Annotated in this window: 23 protein-coding genes; 4 read left to right on the forward strand and 19 right to left on the reverse strand. The window is 66.9% G+C overall.

The window, feature by feature from the left end; genetic code table 11:
* Window positions 1–267 precede the first annotated feature (267 nt).
* The gene (gene acnB, locus CFB35_RS23900) at window positions 268–2,853 is read left to right on the forward strand and encodes a bifunctional aconitate hydratase 2/2-methylisocitrate dehydratase (protein WP_059584897.1); all 2,586 of its coding nucleotides are present in this window, start codon (window positions 268–270) and stop codon (window positions 2,851–2,853) included.
* Window positions 2,854–2,996: 143 nt separating this feature from the next.
* On the opposite strand, the gene CFB35_RS23905 is transcribed toward acnB, so the two are convergent.
* A complete protein-coding gene (locus CFB35_RS23905; protein WP_059584896.1) occupies window positions 2,997–3,398 on the reverse strand; it encodes a PPC domain-containing DNA-binding protein in 402 nt (133 codons plus the stop codon).
* A 316-nt stretch (window positions 3,399–3,714) separates the two neighbouring features.
* Here CFB35_RS23905 and CFB35_RS23910 point away from each other — a divergent pair, with 316 nt between their 5' ends.
* Together CFB35_RS23910 and CFB35_RS23915 are read left to right on the forward strand one after the other, a co-directional pair.
* Complete coding sequence (locus tag CFB35_RS23910) at window positions 3,715–4,617, forward strand: hypothetical protein (RefSeq protein ID WP_059584895.1); 903 nt, start codon at window positions 3,715–3,717, stop codon at window positions 4,615–4,617.
* A gap of 169 nt (window positions 4,618–4,786) precedes the next feature.
* Window positions 4,787–5,713: an ADP-ribosylglycohydrolase family protein gene (locus CFB35_RS23915; protein WP_059584894.1), complete on the forward strand. Its 927-nt coding sequence runs from the start codon at window positions 4,787–4,789 to the stop codon at window positions 5,711–5,713.
* Between the two features lie 122 nt (window positions 5,714–5,835).
* Here the strand turns inward: CFB35_RS23915 and CFB35_RS23920 are convergent, their stop codons facing one another.
* The 15 genes from CFB35_RS23920 to CFB35_RS23990 all read right to left on the reverse strand — a co-directional run bounded on the left by CFB35_RS23920 (window position 5,836) and on the right by CFB35_RS23990 (window position 19,991).
* Window positions 5,836–6,384, reverse strand: coding sequence for a GNAT family N-acetyltransferase (locus CFB35_RS23920; RefSeq protein ID WP_059584893.1), 549 nt, complete (start codon window positions 6,382–6,384; stop codon window positions 5,836–5,838).
* Window positions 6,385–6,553: 169 nt separating this feature from the next.
* Window positions 6,554–7,954 (reverse strand): MFS transporter, encoded by a 1,401-nt coding sequence (locus CFB35_RS23925; RefSeq protein WP_059584892.1) that lies wholly within the window; start codon window positions 7,952–7,954, stop codon window positions 6,554–6,556.
* Window positions 7,955–7,992: 38 nt separating this feature from the next.
* Entirely contained in the window at window positions 7,993–9,237 is a 1,245-nt protein-coding gene (locus CFB35_RS23930; RefSeq protein WP_059584891.1) for an NAD(P)/FAD-dependent oxidoreductase, read from the reverse strand.
* Window positions 9,234–10,196 carry a VOC family protein gene (locus tag CFB35_RS23935; protein WP_059584890.1) on the reverse strand — a complete coding sequence of 321 codons (963 nt, stop codon included), beginning with the start codon at window positions 10,194–10,196 and terminating at the stop codon, window positions 9,234–9,236. Before CFB35_RS23935 ends, CFB35_RS23930 begins: the two co-directional genes overlap by 4 nt.
* Before the next feature lie 18 nt (window positions 10,197–10,214).
* Window positions 10,215–11,705, reverse strand: a complete 1,491-nt coding sequence (locus tag CFB35_RS23940; RefSeq protein ID WP_059584889.1) for an aldehyde dehydrogenase — start codon at window positions 11,703–11,705, stop codon at window positions 10,215–10,217.
* Window positions 11,706–11,777: 72 nt separating this feature from the next.
* Entirely contained in the window at window positions 11,778–12,605 is an 828-nt protein-coding gene (locus tag CFB35_RS23945) for an aspartate dehydrogenase (protein ID WP_059584888.1), read from the reverse strand.
* Window positions 12,598–14,265, reverse strand: a complete 1,668-nt coding sequence (locus CFB35_RS23950) for a thiamine pyrophosphate-binding protein (RefSeq protein WP_059584887.1) — start codon at window positions 14,263–14,265, stop codon at window positions 12,598–12,600. The genes CFB35_RS23945 and CFB35_RS23950 overlap by 8 nt, the downstream gene beginning before the upstream one ends.
* Window positions 14,258–15,055 carry an SDR family oxidoreductase gene (locus CFB35_RS23955; RefSeq protein WP_059584886.1) on the reverse strand — a complete coding sequence of 266 codons (798 nt, stop codon included), beginning with the start codon at window positions 15,053–15,055 and terminating at the stop codon, window positions 14,258–14,260. Before CFB35_RS23955 ends, CFB35_RS23950 begins: the two co-directional genes overlap by 8 nt.
* Window positions 15,056–15,134: 79 nt before the next feature.
* The gene (locus tag CFB35_RS23960; RefSeq protein ID WP_059609058.1) at window positions 15,135–15,992 is read right to left on the reverse strand and encodes an IclR family transcriptional regulator; all 858 of its coding nucleotides are present in this window, start codon (window positions 15,990–15,992) and stop codon (window positions 15,135–15,137) included.
* Entirely contained in the window at window positions 15,989–16,885 is an 897-nt protein-coding gene (locus CFB35_RS23965; protein ID WP_059584884.1) for an alpha/beta fold hydrolase, read from the reverse strand. Before CFB35_RS23965 ends, CFB35_RS23960 begins: the two co-directional genes overlap by 4 nt.
* Window positions 16,886–16,903: 18 nt before the next feature.
* Window positions 16,904–17,431, reverse strand: coding sequence for a cupin domain-containing protein (locus CFB35_RS23970; RefSeq protein ID WP_059584883.1), 528 nt, complete (start codon window positions 17,429–17,431; stop codon window positions 16,904–16,906).
* Window positions 17,432–17,465: 34 nt separating this feature from the next.
* A complete protein-coding gene (locus CFB35_RS23975) occupies window positions 17,466–18,236 on the reverse strand; it encodes an SDR family oxidoreductase (protein WP_059584882.1) in 771 nt (256 codons plus the stop codon).
* A complete protein-coding gene (locus CFB35_RS23980; protein WP_059584881.1) occupies window positions 18,229–19,299 on the reverse strand; it encodes an aromatic ring-hydroxylating dioxygenase subunit alpha in 1,071 nt (356 codons plus the stop codon). The genes CFB35_RS23975 and CFB35_RS23980 overlap by 8 nt, the downstream gene beginning before the upstream one ends.
* Window positions 19,300–19,359: 60 nt before the next feature.
* Window positions 19,360–19,671, reverse strand: a complete 312-nt coding sequence (locus CFB35_RS23985) for a recombinase-like helix-turn-helix domain-containing protein (RefSeq protein WP_059584880.1) — start codon at window positions 19,669–19,671, stop codon at window positions 19,360–19,362.
* 2 nt (window positions 19,672–19,673) lie between these two features.
* Entirely contained in the window at window positions 19,674–19,991 is a 318-nt protein-coding gene (locus tag CFB35_RS23990; protein WP_059584879.1) for a non-heme iron oxygenase ferredoxin subunit, read from the reverse strand.
* A 444-nt stretch (window positions 19,992–20,435) separates the two neighbouring features.
* Between CFB35_RS23990 and CFB35_RS23995 the strand changes: the two genes are divergently transcribed.
* The gene (locus CFB35_RS23995) at window positions 20,436–21,515 is read left to right on the forward strand and encodes a porin (protein WP_059584878.1); all 1,080 of its coding nucleotides are present in this window, start codon (window positions 20,436–20,438) and stop codon (window positions 21,513–21,515) included.
* A gap of 107 nt (window positions 21,516–21,622) precedes the next feature.
* On the opposite strand, the gene CFB35_RS24000 is transcribed toward CFB35_RS23995, so the two are convergent.
* The 3 genes from CFB35_RS24000 to CFB35_RS24010 all read right to left on the reverse strand — a co-directional run bounded on the left by CFB35_RS24000 (window position 21,623) and on the right by CFB35_RS24010 (window position 23,856).
* The gene (locus tag CFB35_RS24000; protein WP_059584877.1) at window positions 21,623–22,516 is read right to left on the reverse strand and encodes an IclR family transcriptional regulator; all 894 of its coding nucleotides are present in this window, start codon (window positions 22,514–22,516) and stop codon (window positions 21,623–21,625) included.
* A 288-nt stretch (window positions 22,517–22,804) separates the two neighbouring features.
* Window positions 22,805–23,284 carry a type 6 secretion system effector deamidase TecA gene (gene tecA / locus CFB35_RS24005; RefSeq protein WP_059584876.1) on the reverse strand — a complete coding sequence of 160 codons (480 nt, stop codon included), beginning with the start codon at window positions 23,282–23,284 and terminating at the stop codon, window positions 22,805–22,807.
* A 365-nt stretch (window positions 23,285–23,649) separates the two neighbouring features.
* Complete coding sequence (locus CFB35_RS24010; RefSeq protein ID WP_059585120.1) at window positions 23,650–23,856, reverse strand: hypothetical protein; 207 nt, start codon at window positions 23,854–23,856, stop codon at window positions 23,650–23,652.
* Window positions 23,857–24,153: the final 297 nt, after the last annotated feature.

Here is a 24,153-nt window from a genome sequence, read left to right on the forward strand (position 1 = left end):
CGCGCCCGGTGTGTACCGTTTCCTGCGCGCTTGTGCAGATATGTGCGACACCGACGGACCTGAACCGACACCCCAGCATCCGCCCGACAAGGCCGGCTGCGCCATACGGCCGCGCCCCGTCTTTCACACTCCCAAGTCTTATATAAGACATAAGACATTTGACGTTCCAGACCATTGAGACTAGAATCGCGCTCAAAGCAGTGCCTGGAATAGCCCCGGAGTGCCGGCAAGGCCTTCCCCTCCAACGCAATATCAGCAGGTCTCCCCATGCTTGAAAACTTTCGTGCTCACGTGGCCGCCCGCGCCGCGCTCGGTATTCCTCCCCTGCCGCTGACGGCTCAGCAAACCGCCGAACTGGTCGAATTGCTGACGAACCCGCCCGCCGGCGAAGAGCAGACACTGCTCGACCTGATCACCCATCGCGTGCCGGCCGGCGTCGACGAAGCCGCCCGCGTGAAGGCCGGCTTCCTGGCCGCCGTGGCCAAGGGCGAGACCGCCTGCCCGCTGATCTCGCGGGCGCGCGCGACCGAACTCCTCGGCACGATGCTCGGCGGCTACAACATCCAGCCGCTGATCGAACTGCTGTCCGACGAAGCCGTCGCCGCGGTCGCCGCCGACGCGCTGAAGAAAACCCTGCTGATGTTCGACCAGTTCCATGACGTGAAGGAACTCGCCGACAAGGGCAACGCGCACGCGAAGGCCGTGCTGCAGAGCTGGGCCGATGCCGAATGGTTCACGAGCCGTCCGGAAGTGCCGGAAAGCCTGACCATCACCGTCTTCAAGGTCACGGGCGAAACCAACACCGACGACCTGTCGCCGGCGCCGGACGCCACCACCCGCCCCGACATCCCGATGCACGCGCTGGCGATGCTGAAGAACGCGCGCCCGGGCATCACGCCGGAAGAAGACGGCAAGCGCGGCCCCGTCAAGTTCATCGAATCGCTGAAGGAAAAGGGCCACCTGGTCGCGTACGTCGGCGATGTGGTCGGCACCGGCTCCTCGCGCAAATCGGCCACCAACTCGGTGCTGTGGTTCACCGGCGAGGACATCCCGTTCGTGCCGAACAAGCGCTTCGGCGGCGTGTGCCTCGGCGGCAAGATCGCCCCGATCTTCTACAACACGATGGAAGACGCCGGCGCGCTGCCGATCGAGCTCGACGTGTCGCAGATGAACATGGGCGACGTGGTCGAACTGCGCCCGTACGAAGGCAAGGCGCTGAAGGACGGCAAGGTCATCGCCGAATTCCAGGTGAAGTCCGACGTGCTGTTCGACGAAGTGCGCGCCGGTGGCCGCATTCCGCTGATCATCGGCCGCGGCCTGACCGCGAAGGCGCGTGAAGCGCTCGGCCTGCCGCCGTCGACGCTGTTTCGCCTGCCGCACCAGCCGGCCGACAGCGGCAAGGGCTTCTCGCTCGCGCAGAAGATGGTCGGCCGCGCGTGCGGTCTGCCGGAAGGCCAGGGCGTGCGCCCGGGCACGTACTGCGAACCGAAGATGACCTCGGTCGGCTCGCAGGACACCACCGGCCCGATGACCCGCGACGAACTGAAGGACCTCGCGTGCCTCGGCTTCTCGGCCGACCTCGTGATGCAGTCGTTCTGCCACACCGCCGCATACCCGAAGCCGGTCGACGTGAAGACGCACCAGACGCTGCCGAACTTCATCAGCACGCGCGGCGGCATCGCGCTGCGCCCGGGCGACGGCGTGATCCACTCGTGGCTGAACCGCATGCTGCTGCCCGACACCGTCGGCACCGGCGGCGATTCGCACACGCGCTTCCCGATCGGCATCAGCTTCCCGGCAGGCTCGGGCCTCGTCGCATTCGCGGCCGCCACCGGCACGATGCCGCTCGACATGCCGGAATCGGTGCTGGTCCGCTTCAAGGGCAAGATGCAGCCGGGCGTCACGCTGCGTGACCTCGTCAACGCGATTCCGCTGTACGCGATCAAGCAAGGCATGCTGACGGTCGCGAAGCAAGGCAAGAAGAACATCTTCTCGGGCCGCATTCTCGAGATCGAAGGCCTGCCCGACCTCAAGGTCGAGCAAGCGTTCGAGCTGTCGGACGCGTCCGCCGAGCGTTCGGCTGCCGGTTGCACGGTGCGCCTGAACAAGGAGCCGATCATCGAATACCTGAACAGCAACATCACGCTGCTCAAGTGGATGATCGCGCAGGGCTACCAGGATCCGCGCAGCCTGCAGCGCCGGATCGCGGCGATGGAACAGTGGCTGGCCGACCCGCAACTGCTCGCGCCGGACGCCGACGCCGAATACGCGGCCGTCATCGAAATCGACCTCGCCGACATCCATGAGCCGATCGTCGCGTGCCCGAACGATCCGGACGACGTGAAGACGCTGTCCGACGTCGCCGGTGCGAAGATCGACGAAGTGTTCATCGGCTCGTGCATGACCAATATCGGTCACTTCCGCGCCGCGTCGAAGCTGCTGGAAGGCAAGCGCGACATTCCGGTCAAGCTGTGGGTCGCGCCGCCGACCAAGATGGACCAGAAGCAATTGACGGAAGAAGGCCACTACGGCGTGTTCGGCACGGCCGGCGCACGCACCGAAATGCCGGGCTGCTCGCTGTGCATGGGTAACCAGGCGCAGGTGCGCGAAGGCGCGACGGTGATGTCGACGTCCACCCGCAACTTCCCGAACCGCCTCGGCAAGAACACGAACGTGTACCTCGGCTCGGCGGAACTGGCGGCGATCTGCTCGCGTCTGGGCAAGATCCCGACCAAGGAAGAGTACATGGCCGACATGGGCGTGCTCACCGCGAACGGCGACAAGATCTATCAGTACATGAACTTCGACCAGATCGAGGACTTCAAGGAAGTCGCCGACACCGTGCAGATCTAAGCGCGCAACCGGGCGGCGGCGGGTGGTCGACGTCGCCGCGCACCAGGCGCCGCGGGCCGCATGGCCGCGGCGCCTTTTTTATGCGGGCGAAAAGGACGCAGCGATCGGCGCATCGCGGTGTCGATGCGGCGTTGCCGCCCCGCTCACGAAGGCGCGCTCCGAATCACCAGTTCGTTGAAACCGGTGTCCGCATCGGGCTCGCGCGAAAAACGATGCGCGGGCAGCAGCGCGAGCAGGATCTCGGCCGTCGTGCGCACCACGCAGCCGCTCGCGACGTGGCCGCCCGTCACGCGGCCGGCTGCATCCGAGATCGACATATGCAGATGCGCGCCGTCCGGCGACACCGAGCCGGCCAGCGTCAGGATTTCGAGGTCGCCGCGCAGCTCGGCCGGCTGATCAGCGCCGGCGAAACGCAACTGCGCGACGCTCAGGCTGCCGATGCCCTGGATCACGAAGGCCGCGTGCGAATCGTGGCGGCGCAACGCCAGCTCGATCGCGCCGCGCAGATCGTCGCCGGGGGAAAGACGCAGAGGACGAGCTTGCATGGTCGAGAACCTGTGGGTGGACCGTGATATCGACCAAGCGTACGTTCGCCCGGTGAATCCGGCAAGTCATCCGCTCGCGACAATCCCAGCGCGTCGTTGTCTTCCCGGCGTCGTTTCATCCGCTACCGTTCGACTTTGGGCCGCCTGCGCATACGGGCCCCTGCCGCATGGTTTCGCACCGACCGCAGCGCATCGGTCTTGTTTTTCGTACGGAACGCACATGCGTCCGTCTGAGAACCGACCCTGACGTATGCAAGAATCAGTTCCTCGAGGAAATCCCTGCTATATCGCCCTCTTTCAGCGAACGCCCCGTCGAATGCCCAAATGCCAGAATACGTATGAGCGGTTCCACACCCCGAGCGACGACATTCCCGCGCGGGAAGTCGCGGCGATGAGCGATGAGGAGCGTGCGCGCGCCAAGTCGGCGGCGATCGTGCATGTCCGAAGCTGGCTCGCCATTCTGGTGGTGCCGGTCGTAGTCGGGCCTGCGATCCCGATACTCGCGTATCTGCTGGGTATGCTTGCATACCGCGGAATGGTCGATCCGGCCTTTGATATGGATCGTGCGGTCGGCGAAACAGCCGTCACCGTCATATGGGTCACGGCGCTCTTCATCGCAGCGTGGATCGGCCTGAACTGGTGCGTCGCGACGTACGGTACCCGACAGCGGTACTGGCGCGAAATGCCGTCCAACGGGCATGTCGAATTGGAGCGCCATACGCTAAGTTCGGCAATCGTCGTGTGGTCGGACGACTACGATCCGGAACCCGTCTACGTCGAGGAATGGATCGACGGCAAGCTCAAACCCGGCAGGGCCCGAGTAAGGCAGTGGATCCTGGCCCGAACGTCCGTCGGCCATTGGCTGGTGCTGGATCATCGAATTGCGGCAGACAATTGGTACGGACCGCCAACGCTCCCCTCGGAGACGAAACGATTGATCCCGCGGCGAGAATTGGCAATCGCATTTGCACCACGCACCCATATCCGCATCGGATTGAGATGGAGTGGACCGGCGGCGCCATTGACCGTGACGTCCTGTCTGCTGTCTCACGCCGAATGTGAGCGCCTGGCTGCGGCGGCTCACCACCATGCTTTTTTTCCGCCGGACCAATATGGCGTCGTCGATCCCGCCGATGCGGATTGGGTCGGGGAACTCGCCGCCAAGGCACTGGAGCGCGAAGTGCCTGCCGACGTGGCGGCCGGACGAGTATTGACGTAATCGTCGCGGGTCGTTTCAACGACGACTGCGGCTGCCACCGCGCGAAGGCGCCCGGCGAACAGTCCGAAAGGGACACCAATTGGCGGCGACGGCATAATGACGGGGCCCAGTTCGAGGTCTTGTGCACGGTCTTCCGCGACGCAAGCCGCCCCAACCCGAATTCGCCTTGATGACAACGATTCCGAACCGACGATCCCGCCTGCGCGGCGGCCTGCTGGGCCTGCTGATCGGCGACGCGCTCGGCGTGCCGTATGAATTCCACGACGCCGCGTCGATCCCACCGCCTGCCGCGATCGACATGACCCCGCCGCCGGGCTTCGCTCGCGCGCACGGCGGCGTACCGCCCGGCACCTGGAGCGACGACGGTGCGCAGGCGCTCGCGCTGCTCGACGCACTGCTGCGCGAGCACGACCTGAATCTCGATACGTTCGCCGGCAACCTGCTGGACTGGTTTCGTCGCGGCGCATTCACGCCCGACGGCCGCGTATTCGACGTCGGCCTGCAGACGCAACGCGCGTTCCATGCGCTGGCGGCCGGCGCCGCGCCCGCGGAGGCCGGGCCCCGCGAGGAGCGCGACAACGGCAACGGCTCGCTGATGCGCTGCTTCCCCGTCGCGATGGTCGCCGCGTCGCGCGACGACGCGATCCGGCTCGCGTACAAGCAGAGCGTCGTCACGCACGGTCACATGCGTTCGCAGCTTTGCTGCGCGCTCTATTGCCTGACGGCGCTGAGGATCGTCGATGGCCAGCCCGCACCCGATGCGGTGCGCGCAGCGGAGAACGAACTGCTCGCGCGCTACGAAGGCACGGCTGACGAAATCGAACTGAAGATCGTGCTCGACGGCCGCTTCGACGCGCCGCAAGGATCGGGTTATGTGATCGACAGTTTCTGGTCGGCGATCCATTGCCTGCTGTCGACGGGCAGCTATGAGGACTGCGTGAAGCGCGCGATCGCGCTCGGCAACGACACGGATACGACGGCGGCCATCGCCGGCGGCCTCGCCGGCGCGCTGTACGGCGAACAGGCGTTGCCCGACCGATGGGTTGCAACGCTGCGCGGGAAAGACAAGGTCGAGGGCTGGCTCGCGCAGTTGTGAATGCAACCTTACCGGCCGGCCGTCGAATCGCACCTGGCGGCCCGAACCCGATGACCCCGCGTCGTTGCATCGACGCGTGCGCGATCGCTCCTGCCGCGAAGTAATCCGCTGCCGCCACAGCATCAGCGTCGATCGCGCGCCAGCAACCCGTACAGCGCACTGTCCGACACTTCGTCGCCGACGATCCAGCGTTCGCGCAGCAGCCCTTCCCGCACGAAGCCGAGCCGTTCGAGCAGCCGCGCCGACGCGGCATTGCGCGGATCGATATCGGCTTCGAGGCGGTTCAGTCGCAGCGTGGCGAAGGCATGATCGATCACGGCCGTCGCCGCTTCGCGCATGTATCCGCCGCCCCAGAACCTGCGCCGCAGGCTGAAGCCGATCTCCGCGCGCCGGCACTGCGCGTTCGCATGGAACAGCGCGCATTCGCCGAGCGCTTCGCCAGTCTCCCGCAGTTCGAGCACGCAGGTCTGGCTCTCCCCGCTCGCGGCGGTCTGCACGTTGCGCGCGATGCGCTCCTCGGCCTGTTCGAGCTGCGTCATCGGCGAGAACGAGAAGTAGCGCATCGCCTCCGCATCGGACCAGATCTCGAAGAAAGCGTGTGCGTCGGCGTCGCGAAGCGGCCGCAGGACGAGGCGGGAGGTATTCAGCGTGACGGGTTCGAACAGGGGCATGGCGACGGTCTGATGAAAATCGGGACCGTGAATTAGAACACGTGAGCCGTGCGGCAACCATGGCGCCCGTTGGCAGCGCTCCACATGGAACGACGGACCGCGGCGAAATAAAAGGGCCCGGGGAACATCTCCCGGGCCCGAGTACCTGGACCGTGACTGCCGGCCACGCTTACGCCTCGAGCGCCTCCAGCACCTTCCCCTTCGTCTCGATCCCGACGAAGTGCACGGTCGCCGCCGCGATCAGCGGCACGATGCCGATCAGGTAGAACGCCGGCGCGAGGTTCCCGCCGATGATCGCGTGCGGCACGATCATCGGCGCCGCGAACGACGCGATCTTCAGCCACGCGCTGCCGAGCCCGCAGCCCGACGCGCGGATGCTCGTCGGATACTGCTCCGGCGTATAGACGTACGCGGTAATGAAGCCCGACGCCATCAGCCCGAGCGACAGCGAGCAGAAAGTCGCGACCACATACACCGACGACGCGTGATAGATGCCCGCGAACACCAGCGACAGCGCGCACAGCACGAACGACCACACGATCACCGGCTTGCGGCCGAGCTTGTCGACCAGCAGCGCGGAGGCCAGCGACCCGAGCACGCCCATCACCGAGCCGATCACCGCGAGGTTCAGCGCGAGCTGCAGCGGCGCGTGATAGAAGTTCTTGTAGATCGTCGGCAGCCAGGTCGACAGCCCGTACTGGATGAACCCGCAGGTCGCCCACAGCGTCGCCACCGCGAGCGTGCGCTTGCGATACGCGGCGCTGAACAGGTCGCTCATCCTGCGCTTCGGATGCTGACGCACCATCTCGTCGAACGCGGCCGCCTGCGTGGCCGGCGGCAACTCGCCGCGCACCGATTCCTCGAACGCGCCGACCGCACGCCCGGCTTCCGCGAGCCGCCCGCGCGACGCGAGCCAGCGAGGCGACTCCGGCACGAGATGCGTGAGCACGAGCGACAGAAGCAGCGGCAGCCCGCCGACGAAGTACATGATCTCCCAGCCGAAGCGCGGAACGAGCCAGGCGCCGAGCGCCATCGACACGAGCAGGCCGATCGGGAACACGATCTCGTACAGCAGCACGAAGCGGCCGCGGCCATGCGCGCGCGTGATCTCGTTGATGTACGTCGCGGCGACCGGCAATTCGCCGCCGAGCCCGAGCCCCTGCAGGATCCGCAGCAGCACGAACACCTCGAACGTCGGCGCGAAGCCGCACGCGATGCTCGTGATCCCGATCACCGCCGAACTCCACGCAATCGCCTTCACGCGGCCGTGCTTTTCCGCGAGCGCGGGAAACAGGAATGCGCCGATCAACTGGCCGATCGCGCCGGACGCGATCAGCATGCCGATCTGCGTCGGCGACAGCCCCCACTTGTGAATCAGCAGCGGCAGCGTCGCCGCGATCGTGATCACGTCGAAGCCGTCGAAGAACGTCGCGGTGCCGATCAGCACGCGCGCGCGGATCTGCATCGCGTTGGCCGGCAGCCGCTCGAGCCGCGCGATGATCGCACCGGGCGTGGCGGCGGCAGCTTCCATCGTGGCCCTGCCGGCCACGACGTTGTCGAAAGTGCTCATGCGGGGTATCTCCTGGATCTCTTTCCGGGTTGGGCCGGTCAGGCAAGCGCCTGGGTCGTGTCTGCCAGAGCTTCCGTATCCACCGCCCGGCCCTGGTTCATCCACTTGCGCGCGAGCTTCAACTCACGCGCGTTGTTCACCGCGACGACACCTCTCACATGCCCGTCGCCAACGAAAAACAGCGTCGCACGGCGCGCGGCGAGATCGCCTCGCACGACGAGCTGCGCATCGGCCGGCAGATCCCCGAGGATCTGCAGGTTCACGTCGTACTGATCGGACCAGAACCACGGAATCTCCGCATACGGTGCGCGCACGCCGAGCACGGCCTTCGCCGCCGCGATCGCCTGGTTCTGCGCGTTGGCCCACGATTCGAGCCGCACGCGCCGCTTCAGCCAGCCGTTGTGATGGTTCGCGACGTCGCCGCACGCGAAGATCGCCGGATCGCTGGTCGCACCGTATTCGTCGACGACGATGCCGTCGTCGATCGCGAGCCCCGCATCGCTCGCGAGCGACACGTTCAGCGCGAGGCCGATGCCGGCCACCGCGAAATCGGCGTCGATCGTCGTGCCGTCGGCAAGCGTCGCGCGTACCTTCGACGCGTCGTCCGGCTGCGGGTCGAGCGACGCGAGCGCCGCGCCCGTGCGCACCTCGACACCGTTCGAACGATGCAGGTCGAGCAGGAAGTCCGACACGATCTGCGGCACCGAACGGCCGCACAGGCGCGGCGCACCTTCGACCACGATCGCATCGACGCCGAGCTTGCGCGCCGTTGCCGCGACTTCGAGGCCGATCCAGCCGCCGCCGATCACGAGCACGCGCCGGCTCGCGCGCAGCTTCTCGCCCAGCGCGGCCGCTTCGTCGAGCGTGCGCAGGTAATGCAGGTTCGGCGTGTTGACGAGCGCATCGGGCAAGCGGCGCGACGTGCCGCCGGTCGCGATCACGAGCCGGTCGTATGCGATCTCGCGGCCGCTTTCGGTCTTCACCACGCGGCGCGCGCGATCGATCGACGCCGCGCGTTCCGGCTGCCACGCTTCGACGTTCAGCGCATCGAATTCGTCGGGGCGCACGACGCGCACGGTTTCGATGTCGGCGTCGCCGGCCAGCACGGCCTTCGACAGCGGCGGGCGCTCGTACGGCAAGTGCGGCTCGTCGGCGATCATCACGAGGCGGCCCGCGAAGCCTTCCGCGCGCAGCGTCTTCAGCACCCAGCCGGCCGCCTGGCCGCCGCCGATCACGACGACCGTGCCCGGCGCGGCCGCTTCCTGCGAGTTCGTTTCGCTCACGATTTCCGCTCCGTCATGAACTTGCCTTCAGGCGCCTTCGCGTTCTTCTGCCGGCGCGTGTTGCCGTCGAGGCCGCCGTCGACGGCCCATTCGGCGAACACGGTCGGGCCCGGCTCGAATTCGCGCGGCTGCCACTCGGGCGTGAGCACGTCCTCGTCCGCGTAGTATTCGATCAATGCGCCGGCCGGGTTCTGGAAGTACCAGAAGTACGCGGACGACACCGGATGACGCCCCGGGCCGAGCTGCGTTTGCCAGCCGCAGCGGTCGATGTGCATGCCGCCGCCGAACACTTCGTGGATGTCGCGCACGGTGAACGCGACGTGGTTCAGGCCGCGTTTTCCATTCGGCAGCGCGAGCAGGAACAGGTCGTGATGGCCGCCGTGCGGCGCGCAGCGCATGAACGCACCGCGGCCCGGGTAACGATCCGACGTCTCGAAGCCGAGCAGTTCGTGATAGAACGTTTCCTGCGCGTCGAGGCGGTTCGTGAAGAACACGACGTGCCCGACCTCGACCGGCTCCGCACGCGCATAGATCGGGCTCGGCTGGTCGACGCGCAGCGTCTGGCCCCACACGTTCGACGGCGAGCCCGTGATGTCGAGTGCGCGCTTGCGCGTGACTTCGACGCGGATCGCCATCCCGTTCGGATCGATGCAGCCGACCGCATCCTCCTGCGCGTAGTAGCCGGGCTGGCCGGCGAGCTTCGTGCGCAGCGCGTCGAGTTCCTGCCGCGTCGCGACACCCCACGTGACTTCACGCAGCGTCGGGCCGGCTTCGAATGCGGGCGGCAGCGACGGATCGTCGGCCCGCACGACCAGCACGGTGCAACCGTTCAGCGTTTCGAAACGGGCGCGGGTGTCGTCGTGCGCGACTTCCTTCAAGCCCCAGTCGGCGAAAAAGCGCCGGCAGGTGGCGAGGTCGTCGACACCGTACGTGATCTGCTCGATTCCCAAGATGCTCATTGCGTCATTCCCCTTCGCTCAGTTCGCCCACGGCAGCGGCGCGTCGTTCAAGCCCCAGTAGAGGCTCTTCTGCTGCATGTATTCGCGGATGCCGAGACGCCCCTTCTCGCGCCCCATCCCACTCTCCTTCCAGCCCGAGAACGGCGTGGAGATCGAGAACAGCTTGTACGTATTGATCCACACGGTGCCCGTCTCCAGCGCCCGCGCGATGCGCCACGCGCGCTTGTAGTCGCGCGTCCAGATGCCGGCCGCGAGGCCGAACACGCTGTCGTTCGCCTGTGCGATCAGCGACGCTTCGTCGTCGAACGGCATCGCGACCAGCACCGGCCCGAAGATTTCCTCCTGGCAGATGCGCGCGCTGTTCGGCAAGCCCTCGAGAATCGTCGGCTGATAGAAGAAGCCGTGCTCGCGCCCGTCGCCCGTCGGCCGCTCGCCGCCGCACAGCAGGCGGCCGCCTTCTTCCAGCCCGAGCGCGACGTAGCGTTCCACCGACTCGCGATGCTTCGCGGTGATCAGCGGGCCCATCTGCGTGTCGGGCCGCGTCGGGTCGCCCACGCGCAGCTTGCGCGCGCCGGCCACCAGGCGCTGCATGAATGCGTCGTACACCGCGCGCTGCACGAACAGCCGCGACCCGGCGATGCACGCCTCGCCCGACGAGCTGAAGATTCCGTACAGCACGCCGTTGACCGCGTGATCGAGATCGGCGTCGTCGCACACGATCGTCGGCGACTTGCCGCCCAGTTCGAGCGACACGGGCATCAGCTTCTCGGCCGCGATGCGCGCGATGCCGCGGCCTACGTCGGTGCCGCCGGTGAACGACACCTTCTTCACCAGCGGATGGCGCACGAGCACGTCGCCGATCACCGAACCCTTGCCCGGCAGCACGCTCAGCACGCCCTTCGGCACGCCGGCTTCCTCACAGATGCGCGCCAGCGCGAGCGATACGAGCGGCGTGACCTCGGCCGGCTTGAGCACCACCGCGTTGCCGCCGGCCAGCGCCGGCGCAAGCTTCTGCGCGTCGGACGCGATCGGCGAATTCCACGGCGTGATCGCCGCGATCACGCCGATCGGCTCGTACACGCTCATCGTCAGGTAATCGCCGCGCGACGGCGTCAGTTCTTCGTCGAGCGTTTCGAGGCAGGCCGCGAAATAGCGGAACGTGTTCGCGGCGCTGGCTACCAGCACGCGCGTCTCGCCGATCGGCTTGCCGTTGTCGCGGCGCTGCAGGTGCGCGAGCGCCTCGTGGCGTTGCATGATCAGGTCCGCGACGCGGTACAGCACCTGCGCGCGCTGGTGCGGTTTGAGCCCGGCCCAGTCGGCGCGGCGCCATGCGGCGTCGGCGGCCGCGACGGCGTCGGCCGCGTCTTCCGCGTTCGCCGTCGACACTTCCATGTTCACCGACTGGTCGGCCGGATAGATGCTCGTGTAAGGCGCGCCACGGCCGCGCCGCCACTCGCCGCCGATCAGGATGTTGCCGTCGGGCACGAGGCTCGTATCGAAAGAAGTCATGTCACCAATCCCACAAATCTGTCTCTGCGCATCCGCCCTCGCCGTGGCGCGGGCGAACGCTCGATGGTCCGGTCAGATCACGCAGCGGGCCGCGCGGTTGCGCAGCGCGCGGATCGCGCTGTACGCCGTCAGCGCGGACGTCTTCGGGTTGTCGGGCAGCGGCTTGCCGCTCATTTCCAGCGACATCTCGCCGAACGCGCCGCGCGCGGTGATGCGATGCACGTTGCGCGCGACCGCCGGATCGGCGATCAGGCGCACGTGGGTCGCGTCGAGCCCGAGGCCCGCGAGCGCGACCGTCGCCGCGACGTTCGCGTTCTTCGGATAGAGCCGCGCGGCGTCGCGCGCGGTGCCTTCGAAGATCACCTTCTCTTCGGTCATCGCGTGCAGGTCGCACAGTGCCTCGGCCGGCGTGCCGAGCCAGCCGAGCGGCGGCTTGCGGCCGACGTACAGCACTTCGTCGAGGCCGCCCTGCTTCGCGGACGCCAGCGCGTCGATGCCGCCGATCGCACCCGACAGCAGCGTCACCGTCGTGCCGCCTTCGTCGGCGGCCTGCGACAGCACGTCGAGCAGCGCGAGATCGGACAGCGCGCCGATCGACGCGACCGCGCAGTCGGTGCCGGCCTTCAGCAGCGGCACGACGTGATCGACGAGCGCGCTGTGGCCCGCGCATTCGAGCGCGAACTCGGGGCGGCGGGCCAGCGCGTCGACCGACGACACGACCTCCACCGCGCCGCCGAGATCACGCTGTACCGCCGCGCGCTGGTGTTCCGGCACGATCACGTGCGCGACGCGCAGCGACGCATCGTGCTCGACCGCGTGGTACACGGCCGCGCCGATCGCGCCGAAGCCGATCATCGCGATGTCGACCGGGGCGTGCGCCCGCTTTTGCCCGTTATGCATACTGGCGCTCCGTCGGCGCTTCCTGCTTCACCGGCGGGCCCGCGAAGGCGGACGCGAACGAGCCGACCGACAGCATGTCGACCTCGACCATCACCGGCCCCTCCTTCGCGATCCCTTCGCGTACGACCGCCTCGGCCTGGTCGAGCGACGTGATCCGGTAGTGCGTGAGGCCGAAGCTCGCGCAGAACTGCGCGAAATCCGGCTGGTGCAGTTGCACGAAGCAGCGGCGGCCGCCGTAGTGCGCGTCCTGGATGTTGCGGATCACGCCGTAGCACTGGTCGTTCATCAGCACGATCATCACGTTCGCGTTTTCCTGCACGGCCGTGACCAGTTCGCCGACGTTGACCATCAGGCCGCCGTCGCCGACGAGGCAGACCGTCTTCGCCGCGGCGCCCGCGAGCGCCGCGCCGATGCCCATCTGGATGCCCTGGCCGATGCCGCCGCCGAGCGCATGCACGCCCGAGCGCGGCTCGAAGATCTTCAGCAGGCGGTTGCCCCACGTGCTGTTCGAGATCGTCACGTCGCGCACCCAGTTGTAGTCGCGGCCGACGGCGCCCTGCAGCGTATCGACGAGCTTCTTGTACGGCCCGAGGCCCTTCGCCACGTCGGCCACCGCGTCTTCGCGGGCCGCCGCGAGATCGGCCGCGAATTGCGGATCGACGGACAGCCGGCCTTCGAGGCGGTCGGCCAGTTCAGCCAGCACGCGCTTCGAATCGCCATGCACGAACAGTTCGTTGCGATAGCCGCGGTTGTCGGCGAGCGCGTCGGCATCGACGCGGAACAGCGGCTGCGGCAGCGCGAGCTTGTACTTCAGCGTCTCGTTGCCGCGCAGGCGCGAGCCGACCACGACGAGCGCGTCGCAGGTCTTGTAGAACGCTTCGACCGACGCATGCACGTTGAACGCGCCGAGCGTCGCCGGGTGATCTTCCGGCAGCACGCCGCGGCCCTGCACGCTCGTCACGACACCGAAGCCGAGCTTCACGAGGCGTTCGACTTCCTCGCGTGCATGGCGCGCGCCGCCGCCGAGCCACAGCAGCGGGCGGCGCTTGGCCGCGAGTGCGTCGGCAAGCTTCGCGACGCGCGCGGTGTCGTGCTCGCGCACCGCGACGTGGGCGGGTGCGAGATCTTCCGGCCATTCGATTTCGGCCGCCTGGATGTCGATCGGAATCTCGACGGACACGGGGCCCGTCGGCGCGGTCTGCGCGATGCGCACGGCTTCGCGGATCGTCGGCAGCACGGTTTCGACGGTGCGCACGCGGAACGCGGCCTTCGAGATCGAGTCGAGCATCGACAACTGGTCGGGCGCTTCGTGGATGTACGCGAGATCGCGGTCGAGATACGGCGTCTCGATCTGCCCGGTCACGTGCAGGAGCGCGGTGCCGGCCGTCAGTGCCTCGACCATCGCGCCGGCCGCATTGCCGGCCGCCGTGCCCGTGCTCGTGAACGCGACGCCGAGCCCGCCCGACACGCGGGCCAGCCCGTCGGCCATGTTCAGCGCGCCGGCTTCACCGCGCGCCCCGACATAGCGGATGTTGCCGCGCGAGTTGATCGCGTCGAGGATCGGCATGTTGTGGATCGAGATGACGCCGAACGCGGTTTTCACGCCGCACTGCTCGAGAAAGGCGGCAATCAGCTCGCCAACCGTGGTTTTTTTAGACATGGCGTGCAAAGCCTCCAGAAACGTCGATATGGCTGCCCGTCGTGTAGGACGACAGATGCGTTGCGAGATAAAAAAGTGCCCAGGCGGCCTCGTCGGGCTTGCCGAAGCGATTCAGCGGAATGTTCTTCTTGCGGGCGAGCGCGCCCGTCCAGTCTTCCCAGCTTTCGCCGGGCTGCGCCTGCGTGTCGTAGCGGCGGCGCCACTGCCCCGACTCGACGATGCCGATCAGGATCGAGTTCACGCGGATGCGCTGCGGCGCCAGTTCGGTCGCGAGCGATTTCACGAGGCTCAGCACGCCGGCGCGCGCCGACGACGTCGCGACCATGTGCGGCTCCGGCTGCAGCGCGAGCAGCGAGTTCACGCAGGTGATCGTCGGCGCGGCCGCATCGCGCAGCAGCGGCAGGAAGGCGCGCGTCGGACGGATGATGCTGAAGTACTTCAATTCGAGTTCTTCGCGCCAGGCGTCGTCGGTCGTATCGGCGAAAGTCGACACGCGGCCCTGGCCTGCATTGTTGACCAGCATGTCGGCACGGCCGAAACGCGTGGACACCGCTTGCGCGAATGCGGTCACGTCGGCTTCGTCGAGCACGTCGCAGCGCGCGGCCAGCAGTCGTTCGCCTGCGTACTTGTCGCGCAGCATCGCTTCGGCGCGGGCGAGGCGCTCGCCGTCGCGGCCGCAGATCGCGACCGACGCGCCCGCCTGCAGGAACCGTTCGGCGGTCGCGAGGCCGATGCCGGACGAACCGCCCGTCACCACCGCCACCTGCCCGGTCAGATCGATCTCAATCATGTCGTCAGTCCTCGCCGGGCCGCCCCAAGAAGATTGATCGCCCCGTCGGGGGGCAGCGTGCGAAGCATGCGTGGGGGTCTCATTTCAGTCCTAAAGCTTTCATGAACGTGTGCTCGTCATCCGAGCGGTAATTGAGCCGTCGCGACAATTCCGCCGCCGCGCGCTGCACCTTGTCGATCAGCCCGTCCGCGATTAGCGTCGCGTCGATCTCCGGCCTCGGCACCGTCACCGTGATGCACGCGACGATCTTCTGCGTCTCGTTGCGTACCGGCGCCGTGACGACCGAGATCCCGCGTTCGAACGACGAATTGCTGACGCCGTAGCCGCGCAGTGCGTCCTCGCGGATCACGTCGTACAGCGCGTCGACCGTTTCCGGCGTCGCGCTCGTCATCCGGTTCAGCACGCGTTCCGGATACAGCGCATGCAGTTCCTTCAGCGACAGGTCGCCCATCAGCACGTGGCCGTGCGTCGTCGCATGCGCGGGCAGCCGCGTGCCGACGTTCACGCGGATCGAGCTGAACACCGGCGACTGACTCTGCGCCTTCGCGACGAACACCACGTCGCGGCCGTCGCGAATCACGATGTGCGTCGTGAAGCCGGTCGCATCGCGCAGGCTCTCGATCACCGGCAGGCCGAGATCGGTCAGCTCCAGCGAACTCAGGTATTCGAAGCCGAGCCGCAGCACCGCGATGCCGAGCTTGTAGTTGCGATCCTTGTCCGCGCGTTCGAGAAAGCCGAGCGATTCGAGCGTCTGCAGCAGACGGAACACCGTCGTGCGTGGAATGCCGAGTCGCTTCGACAACTCGGGCGCGCCGAGCACGGGCTCGCGCGGCGAGAATTCGGCGAGGATCCGCAGCCCGCGTTCGAGGCCCGGCACCACGTAGCTGGCTTCGGCCTTCGCGTTGTCGGATTCGTTTTGTTGCAGCGGTTCGCTCATGCCAGCCCCCACTGCGCATCGCACTGCCGGCAGAAACCTTCGATCAATGCGGAATAGACGGACGGCGCTTCCACATAACCGGCATGCCCGGCCTGCGGAATCACCTGCAGCCCGACACGCGCGGCCGCGGCGATCCGCTCGCACGCGGCGGGCGGCGTGATCGCATCGTGCGCGCCGACGGCCACGGCCGTGCGGCCGCGAAAGCCGGCGAGATCGGCCGCGAGATCGGCGTTCGCAAGCAGATGCGTGGCCTGCGCATAGCCGGCCGGCACGATGCGCGCCATGTTCCAGCGCACCCACGCCCGCGCCTCCTCGTTCGCGAAACCGGACACCATGTTGCCGCTGCGCTGCTCGGCGAGCCCGGCCGGGCCGAGTTCCGCGAGCATCGCGAGCCGCGCGTCGCGGCGCGATTCGCGGGTGTCGGCCGGTGCGCTGCCGTAGCCGCCGGCGGGCGACACCAGCAGCAGGCCGGCGATCCGCGCGGGCATCATACGGGCGAGACCGCCCGCGATGATCGCGCCGAGCGAATGACCGACCAGCACGCAGCGTTCGATGCCGAGTGCCTCGAGCCACGCGTTCAGCGATGCCGCGTAATCGGCGGCGGCTGGCGACGCGCCGTGCACGGGCGTCGACACGCCGTAACCCGGCGCATCCCACGCGAGCACGCGGCGCGATGCGCCGAGCGTATCGAGCTGGCACACCCACGATGCGGCGCCCGAGCCGATCCCGTGCAGCAGCACGGCGGGCAGCGCGCGGCCCGCCTGCCGCGCGCCGGCCTCACGGTAGCCGATCGTGCCCGCCGCGCCGGCTTCGCAACGCTGTTCGGGAAACTGCCCGAGCAGCGCGGCGAACGCCGCGGTGCGGTCGCGTTCGCGTTTGTCGATGACACTCATTGCTTCACCCGCCCCGTCTCAGCGCTTGATCTTCGCGAGCGGCGAATCGGGCGGATACGTCGGCGTGATCGGCTTCGGCGAACCGAGCATCACGCACATCAGCGCATCTTCCTCGCCGATGTTGATTTCCGTGCGATACACGCCGGGCGGCACCGAGATCAGGTCGCGCTCGCCGAGGACCGCTTCCCAGGTCTCGCCGTCGCGCTCGCAGATCACCTTCATCTTGCCGCGCAGCACGAAGAAGATTTCCTCGACGTCGATATGGATGTGGCTCGGGCCGATGTTGCCGGCCGGGATGACCATCGTCGAGAACGTGAAGTTGCCGGCCGGCACCGTGTTGACGTCCTTCGCGACGCCCGTGCCGCCCGTGCCGACGTAGCGCATCTGCGCACGGCGGTACTTCGGGTCGTAGTCGGCCTGGAATTTCAGCGCGTCCCAGTCGTAGCGCCGCGTCGCGTAGCGCGCGACGCGCCCTTCCATCCAGTCGTTGAAGCTTGTGCCTTCCGGCTGGTCCCACGACTTGCGTTCGAAATCGGCGTCCGCCATCGTCCTCTCCTTCATTCCGAGTGAAAACTTCAATTCAGTTCATTACGAAGCCGCCGTTGACCGGCAGCAGTTGACCCGTGACGAAGCGCGCGCCGTCCGACAGCAGGAACAGCACCGGGCCCGTCACGTCGCCGGGCACCTGCGCGCGCGTCAGCGCACGGCCCTGCAGGTAGAACGCATGGCGCTCGGCCGGTACGTAGGCGGTCGCCTCGACTTCGGTGAGCCCTGGCGCGATCGCGTTGACCGTTACGCCGTGCGCGCCGAACTCGCGTGCCTGCGCATGCGTCATCGCGATCACCGCGCCCTTGCTCGCGACGTACGCGAGCAGCTTCGGCGCGCCCCACAACGCGGTATCCGACGCAAGATTCACGATCGCGCCGCGCCCCGACTGAGCGAGGTGCGGCAGCGCTGCATTGCTGACGAGCCACACGCCGCGCACGTTCACGTTCATCACGGCGTCCCAGGTCGCCACGTCGAGCTCCGTCGACAGCTTGCCGCCCGAGTTCGTGATCGCCGCGTTGTTGATCAGCGCGTCGATGCCGCCGAGCGCCGCCGCGCCCTGCGCGACGAAAGCGTCGATGCTGGCCGGATCGGCAAGGTCGAGTGCGAAGAAATGCGCGGCGTGGCCGGCTTGCGTGAGCTGCGCGGCGAGCGCGCGGCCCTCTTCCGCGAGCACGTCGCCGAACGCGACCTGTGCACCCGCTTCGACCAGCGCCTTCACGAACGCCGCGCCGAGACCGCGCGCGCCGCCCGTGACGAGCACGCGGCGACCGGGCAATGCCACGACCGAAGCGAACTCAGCCATTCGCGTGCTCCGAGGCGGCATGCGCCGCACGATGCGCGTCGAGCGCGGACAGGTGTTCCTGCGCACGCTGGCGCAGCATCCGGCGCACACGTGTGATGCCGACGTCGTGCTGGTACAGGTATTCGTGATCGCGCGCATGCGGCGCGAGGCTTTCGAGGACGTAGCGGTCCTGCTCGAGCACGTCCCAGTGCAGGCCTTCGAGGCGGTTGCGGTACATGAAGCGCCACACGTCGCGCTGCCAGCCGCTGACCTTGCGGGTACGCCAGAAATAGACCTGGCAGTGGTCGCCGTCGACCGGCGTCGCGAAGCCGATGATCCCGAAGTTGCCGCCCGGGCCGAATTTCTGCTTGTACGGAATCGCGAGACGCATCCACAGGCAGCCCGTTTCGCCGAGTTCCACCCAGTCGAAGTTCACGTCGCGCTGGCCGATCTTCTCGAACATCAGGCCCGTTTCCGTCTTGCGCACGCGCATGTCGGCCTGCTTGTCGCCTTCGGCCATCGAGTGCGACGTCGCATGCAGATACGCGCCGTGCATCGGGTCCATCACGTTGTCGATCGCGTACTGGTAATTGCACTTCCAGTTCGATACGCACAGAAAGTGGCCGTACTCGTCGGCGACCAGTTCTTCCGGCAGATTCAGCGGCGCCGGCTCGCCGTGCGCTTCGTCGCCGAACCACAGGAAGATCGCGCCGGCCTTCTCCTCGACCGGATACGACTTCACGCACTTCGTGCCTTCGAGCGGACAGTTCGATACCGCCGGCACACGGTTGACCGTACCGCCGCCGTCGACTTCGATGCCGTGATACCAGCACGCGATGTTGCCGCCAAGGTTCCAGCCGAGCGACAGGCGCGCGCCGCGGTGCGGGCAGCGATCTTCCAGCGCATGGACCTTGCCGTCGTGATCGCGCCACAGCACGATCTGCTCGGACAGGCGCGTGACGCCGACGGGCGCGTTCGACACCTGCCAGCTCGGCGCGACGGGATACCAGTAGTTCTTGATGCCGCGATCGAGGTAGTCGCGGACCGGGTCGTGTTGGGTTTCGTGTTGGTCGGGGGACGTCATCAGTGTGCTCCGGATGCGGTTGTCGGGTCGGCGCTCAGGCGCGCGGCGCGGTCGGTGCGCTCATTCCGCCAGCGAGGCCATTTCGGCGCGGAAACGCTCCACGGTCCATGCGGTGCCGTCCGGCGCGCGAAAGCCGATGCGGTTCAGCCCGGCGACGACATCGTCCAGTTCGGTCGCGCCGCTCTCGAACACGCGTTCGAGCGCATCGCCGAGGTCGTTCTCGTACTGGGTGGGTTCCGCCTTGCGGTTCTGCCAGACCAGGTTCTCGACCTGGCCGGGGATCTCGATCTGCCCCTTGCCCGCGACGTTGTTCGGCTGCGGCGCCACCCATGGCTTCAGGAAGGGATTGAAGTTGACGGTCGCTTCTTTCATGTTCAGTCCACCTTGATCTGGATTTCCTCGCCGGCGAGGCGCACCGCGTACTGCTTCAGCGCGCGCCCGCCGGGGCCCTTCAGGCATTCGCCCGTCTTGATGTCGAACACGGCCTCGTGCAGCGGGCATTCGACCGTGCCTTCGTCGACGAACCCCTGCGTCAGCAGCGCATACGCATGCGGGCATACGTTCTCGAGCGCATACACGTCGTCGCCGACGCGGTAGATCCCGATTTCCACGCCGTCGGTCCGCTTGAACTCGATCGGCGTGTCTTCCGACAGCGCGCCGGCGTGACCGGCACAAATCCATTGCTCAGACATCTCGCACCCTTCCTTCTGATCGACTCTCGGTTTGTTCCGTTTTGTTCCATATCAGGAACATCAGTTTATGGATGGTGATTATAGGAGCGACTTTCCGCGAGTAGAACAAAAAGCTGCGTGTCCTAGGGAAAACACCGACCGGGAGGTCGACGAACGCTTTCGCCTGCCTGAGCGAATGTAATTTTTTGTTATGTGACGTGGATTTATCGGCTTTTCCCACGCATCGCGCCGTATGAGCGTGCGTCGGCACGGCGCCCATCCGTCCCGAAAAATTTATTTTTGATACGGTGTTCGGCGCCCCTATACTCCATTCCACCAGAGGCACGTCGTTCCTTATATGGAACATACAAATGCCCATGCGGCGATGAACATGCGCGACGGTCGGCCGTCCCCGCGCAGGCCGTCACGACACGTATTCATCAGGTTGGAGAGCCAGGAGACAAAATGGTCAAGCATGCGGTAGCAGCAGCAGTCATCGGAATGAGCGCCGCGTCGGGCGCGTGGGCGCAGAGCAGCGTGGTGCTGTACGGCAGCATGGACGCGGGTGTCGCGTACGTGAACAACGTCGGCGGCCACGCGAAGTGGGCGATGATCCAGGGCAATACGCAGCCCGACCGGTGGAGCCTGAAAGGCAAGGAAGATCTCGGCGGCGGGCTGTCGGCGATCTTCCAGCTGGAAAACGGCTTCTATACGAACAACGGCCAGTTCGCGACCGCGAACACGATCTGGAATCGCGCGGCGTTCGTCGGCCTCGGCGCCGAGCGCTACGGCACGCTGACGCTCGGCCGCCAGACGCCGCTGGCGTTCGACTATCTCGACCCGCTCAGCACCGCGTACCTCGCGATGAGCTGGTACGCGTTCCATCCGGGCAACATCGACGGGCTCGCCGCGACCGGCAACGTGCCGTACAACAATTCGATCAAGTATCGTTCACCGACCTTCGCGGGCTTTTCGGCCGCGGCGACGCTCGCGCTCGGCAACACGACGAACTTCTCGACCGGCAAATCGGTCGGCGTCGCGCTGAACTATGCGAACGGGCCGTTCAAGGCGTCGGCCGTCTACTCGAACGAGCACGATCGCTCGCTCCTGATCGGCCAGACGGGCATCACGTCGTTCCAGGGGCAGAACACCGCGAACGGTTATCTCGCCAGCAAGGTCGAGAACATCGGCGCGGGCGCGTCCTACCAGATCGGCGACTTTCTCGTGCACGGCCTCTACACGCGCGTGAAGATGCAGTCGAACGGGTTTTCCGACACGTTCCAGAGCTACGACGCGGGCGTGAACTACCGCAGCAGCGCGTTCAACACGATCGCGGGCGGCGCGGCAACCACGACGCTGGCCGGCCGCCGCTGGACGCAGGTCGAACTCGGCGACATCTACGCGCTGTCCAAGCGCACGCAGTTGTATGCGAACGTGCTTTATGAACACGCTTCCGGCGGCGCGAAGGCCGCGTTCTTCACGGCCGGCGTGTCGAGCACCGCGAACCAGGTGATCGTGCTGACCGGGATTCATCATTCGTTCTGAACGCGTTCGGGCACCGGGCTTCGGCGCCCGAAAACGACAAGAGCGGCCCGCGGGCCGCTCTTGTCGTCTGCAATGCCGCGCGCGGCGGCCGGATCGATACGCGAGCGTCAGAACATCGCGACCTTGTGGCGCGCATGCGCGAACGTCGGGTCGCTTTCGAGCGGACGATAGTTCAGCCGTTGCGACAGGTCGACCGCCGCACCGCACACGGCCTCGACGAGCCGCTCCTTCTCGCCGGCCTCGCCGATCTCCGAGCGCGGCACCGTCGCGGTGATCGCCGCGACGATCGAGCCCGAATGATCGCGCACGGGTGCGGTCACGGCCGAAATGCCGCTCTCGAACGCCGCCTCGCTGACCGCATAGCCGAGCCGAGCGTAATGACGCACGCGTTCGTACAGTTCGTCGACGGTGCCGGGCGTGCGCTCGGTGAACTGTTCGAGTTTCTTCTCCGGATAGAGCTGCCGCATCGCATCGCGCGTCAGGTCCCCCATCAGCACGTGGCCGTGCACGGTCGCATGCGCGGGCAGGCGCGTGCCGACGTGCACCTTCACCGAACCGAACATCGACGCATTGCTCTGCGCCTTCGCGACGAACACCACGTCGCGCTGGTCGCGGATCAGCAGGTGCGTCGACAGGCCGGTCGAATCGCGCAGCCGTTCGAGCACGGGCGTGCCGAGATCGGTCAGTTCGAGCGAATTCAGGTATTCGAAGCCGAGCCGGAGCACGCCGACGCCGAGCCGGAAATAGCGATCGCCGTTCACGCGTTCGAGAAAACCAAGCGCCTCGAGCGTCTGCAGCAGGCGGAACGTCGTGGTGCGCGGAATGCCGATGCGCTTCGACAGTTCCGGCGCACCGAGCACCGGCTCGCGCGCGGAGAATTCGGCGAGGATCCGCAACCCGCGTTCGAGCCCCGGCACCAGATAGGACGAAGCGCCGCCCGACGATTCTTCGTCGCCGGGCGCCGCCGGATCGGGTGCACCGCTCATCGTTGTCTTGACCATGTGGACATGGACGGAAGGAAATCGGTCACGAAACAGGTCATCGATCGTCGTGGATATTCAGTCATGCTACCTCAGTGCGCGCGTGGGCTCGCACCGGCGCGCGGCGCCGCGACGCAGCATGCGCGTCCACGCCACCATGACGCGTCATTCAAGGTCGAGAGGATAGCAGCGTTGGACCGCGCGACGCCATGCAGAAATCGCCGGACGCCAGCGCGCTGACCGCACGGCGCCCGCCCACGGCACGCGGCCGGACGACGGCCAGCAGCACGGAACTTGACGTCGGACCGCCTACAGGCGCGACAGATAAACACGAATGGTCGTGCGGTCGTACGCAAAACCGCCGGCCGGATCCGGCTGCAGCACGCGTGCCAGATCGACCGGATGCAGCCAGCCGGCGCCCAGCAGGCCGCCGTTGATCCCGCGGATCCGGGTGCCGCCGACGGCAATCGCCGCGTGAAAGACATTCGCGCCGCGAGCGAAGCCGACCGCGGTGCCCGCCGGAATGCTCGCGCGCCCGTCCCATTGAGTGCCGGTCTCGAAGTTGAAGCGCGTCCTCCACGACTGGCCGATCGTGTCGAGCAGCGCCGCGGGCGTGATCATCGCGTCCGCGCGCAGCAGATACCGCACGTAGGCCGCGGCGTCGTAGCAGACGCCGCCGGACATGTACTCGTCGATGTTCGCCATCCCGAACATCAGCGCCTGCGCGTGTTTTTGCCGTTCGGCGATGCCGGATTGGGCGACATGCCCGCCTAACTGGGTCAGTTGCACGGATAGCTCCTTTCAGGAAAGCGGGACGTCATTGTCTCGCCGATGCAATAACCTCATATCTTATTACGATATGAATCGGCGTTTTCCACGCTCCCTCGTGCGATATGTGGTTCGCACCTGCTCGGGAGGTCATGAGCCTGCGTGCAGACTTTCGCCACGCGTGTCGCATCGTTGACGCGATGCCCGCGCATCGAAGGCGGCATAGGCATGCCTGTGTCGAACGGCACGGACCATTTGGCACAGCGAATGCCGGCAAACGGTCGCATTTCGCGCCTGGAGAAAAAACGGAAGCAGTCGGAAAAGCGCCGTCCGGCAACGGACGGCACAGAGGAAGGCGATCCCCGCGCCGGATCGCCGCGACGACGTCAGGCCGTCACGGCGGCGTCATATTCGGCGCGGGCAAGCTGGCCAGCGGCGTATGCCTCGGCTTCGCCGCGAAAGCCTTCGCGGCTGAACGCCACGACTTTCACGCCGACGCCGGTCGCCCGCTTCACCGTCAGCGCCCATTGCCATCCGCCGTCTTGCTCGAAGACGTGCAGCGAGGGTTCGAAGGAAGGGTCGAATACGGTCACGCGTTGTGCTCCTGCCCCGTTGCGCGCTGCATCGGCAACGCACGGAGGCATGTCGAAAAGGGGGCGCGCCGGTGTGCCGACGCGCTTCTGCCATTCCACAGTCTAATCAGCGATTGTTGCGACGCACCATCAGAGGTTTCACTCATCTATCGGAACCGCCCGTTCGATCGAATCTGACTCAAAGCCTTGCGGGACGGGGCTGAGCGACACGTCGGCCGGCCCGCCATCGCGTTCGTGCGGCAACGTGCCGCACGCGCGATGGCTTGCATTGGCCTTTCGCGAATCACGGAAACGGGG

The sequence above is a fragment of the Burkholderia sp. AU16482 genome, assembly GCF_002223285.1.
In the GTDB taxonomy this organism is placed as follows: domain Bacteria; phylum Pseudomonadota; class Gammaproteobacteria; order Burkholderiales; family Burkholderiaceae; genus Burkholderia; species Burkholderia semiarida.

Excerpts from the sequence above, each read along its gene's own strand:
- acnB (WP_059584897.1), top strand. The coding sequence starts at position 268 with ATGCTTGAAAACTTTCGTGCTCACGTGGCCGCCCGCGCCGCGCTCGGT.
- CFB35_RS23905 (WP_059584896.1), bottom strand. The coding sequence starts at position 3,398 with ATGCAAGCTCGTCCTCTGCGTCTTTCCCCCGGCGACGATCTGCGCGGC.
- CFB35_RS23910 (WP_059584895.1), top strand. The coding sequence starts at position 3,715 with ATGCCCAAATGCCAGAATACGTATGAGCGGTTCCACACCCCGAGCGAC.
- CFB35_RS23915 (WP_059584894.1), top strand. The coding sequence starts at position 4,787 with ATGACAACGATTCCGAACCGACGATCCCGCCTGCGCGGCGGCCTGCTG.
- CFB35_RS23920 (WP_059584893.1), bottom strand. The coding sequence starts at position 6,384 with ATGCCCCTGTTCGAACCCGTCACGCTGAATACCTCCCGCCTCGTCCTG.
- CFB35_RS23925 (WP_059584892.1), bottom strand. The coding sequence starts at position 7,954 with ATGAGCACTTTCGACAACGTCGTGGCCGGCAGGGCCACGATGGAAGCT.
- CFB35_RS23935 (WP_059584890.1), bottom strand. The coding sequence starts at position 10,196 with ATGAGCATCTTGGGAATCGAGCAGATCACGTACGGTGTCGACGACCTC.
- CFB35_RS23940 (WP_059584889.1), bottom strand. The coding sequence starts at position 11,705 with ATGACTTCTTTCGATACGAGCCTCGTGCCCGACGGCAACATCCTGATC.
- CFB35_RS23945 (WP_059584888.1), bottom strand. The coding sequence starts at position 12,605 with ATGCATAACGGGCAAAAGCGGGCGCACGCCCCGGTCGACATCGCGATG.
- CFB35_RS23950 (WP_059584887.1), bottom strand. The coding sequence starts at position 14,265 with ATGTCTAAAAAAACCACGGTTGGCGAGCTGATTGCCGCCTTTCTCGAG.
- CFB35_RS23955 (WP_059584886.1), bottom strand. The coding sequence starts at position 15,055 with ATGATTGAGATCGATCTGACCGGGCAGGTGGCGGTGGTGACGGGCGGT.
- CFB35_RS23960 (WP_059609058.1), bottom strand. The coding sequence starts at position 15,992 with ATGAGCGAACCGCTGCAACAAAACGAATCCGACAACGCGAAGGCCGAA.
- CFB35_RS23965 (WP_059584884.1), bottom strand. The coding sequence starts at position 16,885 with ATGAGTGTCATCGACAAACGCGAACGCGACCGCACCGCGGCGTTCGCC.
- CFB35_RS23970 (WP_059584883.1), bottom strand. The coding sequence starts at position 17,431 with ATGGCGGACGCCGATTTCGAACGCAAGTCGTGGGACCAGCCGGAAGGC.
- CFB35_RS23975 (WP_059584882.1), bottom strand. The coding sequence starts at position 18,236 with ATGGCTGAGTTCGCTTCGGTCGTGGCATTGCCCGGTCGCCGCGTGCTC.
- CFB35_RS23980 (WP_059584881.1), bottom strand. The coding sequence starts at position 19,299 with ATGACGTCCCCCGACCAACACGAAACCCAACACGACCCGGTCCGCGAC.
- CFB35_RS23985 (WP_059584880.1), bottom strand. The coding sequence starts at position 19,671 with ATGAAAGAAGCGACCGTCAACTTCAATCCCTTCCTGAAGCCATGGGTG.
- CFB35_RS23990 (WP_059584879.1), bottom strand. The coding sequence starts at position 19,991 with ATGTCTGAGCAATGGATTTGTGCCGGTCACGCCGGCGCGCTGTCGGAA.
- CFB35_RS23995 (WP_059584878.1), top strand. The coding sequence starts at position 20,436 with ATGGTCAAGCATGCGGTAGCAGCAGCAGTCATCGGAATGAGCGCCGCG.
- CFB35_RS24000 (WP_059584877.1), bottom strand. The coding sequence starts at position 22,516 with ATGGTCAAGACAACGATGAGCGGTGCACCCGATCCGGCGGCGCCCGGC.